Origin of the sequence: Nonomuraea sp. NPDC049784 (assembly GCF_040659615.1) — a bacterium.
GTDB lineage: Bacteria > Actinomycetota > Actinomycetes > Streptosporangiales > Streptosporangiaceae > Nonomuraea.
Map to the genome: position 1 here is coordinate 1 of NZ_JBFAMX010001296.1, position 1,098 is coordinate 1,098.

Here is a 1,098-nt window from a genome sequence, read left to right on the forward strand (position 1 = left end):
CCAGGCCGCTGCGGTCGAGGCGATGGCCCCGCATCCGAGCGGCGTGCTGGTCGCGCAGCCGGGCGCGGGCAAGACCGTGATGGCGTGTGCGTTGATCGCCCGTCATGCCGAGCCGACGGCGGTCATCGTCAACCGTGCCGAGTTGCTCGCTCAGTGGCGGGACCGCCTGACCACCTTCCTCGACCTTGGTGATCAGACGGTGGGGTCACTCGGGGCAGGCAAGGATCGGCGCACGGGCGTCGTTGACCTCATCATGCTGCAGTCCCTCAGCCACCGCGACGCGCATGCCGGGCTCCTGGACGGTTACGGGCTCGTCGTGGTCGATGAGTGCCACGCGGCGGGTGCCCCGGCCGCGGAGGCCGCCTTGCGGAAGATTCCCGCCGAGCGGTGGGTCGGCCTGTCGGCCACCCCCTATCGGGCCGACCAGATGGACCCGGTGATCACGATGCAGTGTGGGCCGATCCGCCACGAGATCATCGATCAGAGCACCTTCGCCAAGCACCTGATCGTGCACCGCACAGCCTTCACCACTCACGAGCCGGGCAGCGACGGCGCCTCCATCCAGGCCATGTACGGCGAACTCGCCGCCGATCAGACCCGCAACCAGCAACTCGCCGCCGACATCGCCGACGCCCACCGGCGGGGGCGCAGCAGCTTGGTCTTGACCAACCGGGTCGAGCACGTCAAGCAGCTCAGCGGCGCTCTCACCGAACTGGGTGTCGCGCCGCTGATCCTGCACGGCGCACTGCCCGCTCCCGAACGCGGCCGAGTCCGCAAGGAACTGTCCGCCGCCAGCAGCGGCCCGCTTGTCGTCGTCGCGATCGACAAGGTCGCCGGTGAAGGGTTCGACGCGCCCATCTTGGACACGCTGTTCCTGGCCAGCCCAATCTCATTCAAAGGCCGGGTGATCCAGCAGGTCGGCAGAATCATGCGTGACACCGAAGCCCGCAAACGTGACGTCGAAGTCCACGACTACCTCGACCTCGAGGTCCCGATGCTGGAACGGATGCACCACAAACGCCGCAGGATCCTCGACCGGCGGGGCTTCACCACCACCGCCGCCGCCCCGGCCCGCGACGCGCCGACTCCGGACCACCG

1 protein-coding gene is annotated in these 1,098 nt (G+C 68.9%); it reads left to right on the plus strand.

Annotation, left to right across the window (positions count from 1 at the left end; all coding sequences use genetic code 11):
- Window positions 1-22 precede the first annotated feature (22 nt).
- Window positions 23-1,098: DEAD/DEAH box helicase (locus AB0J09_RS65550; protein ID WP_360714689.1), on the plus strand; the 1,076-nt coding region annotated here is incomplete at its 3' end.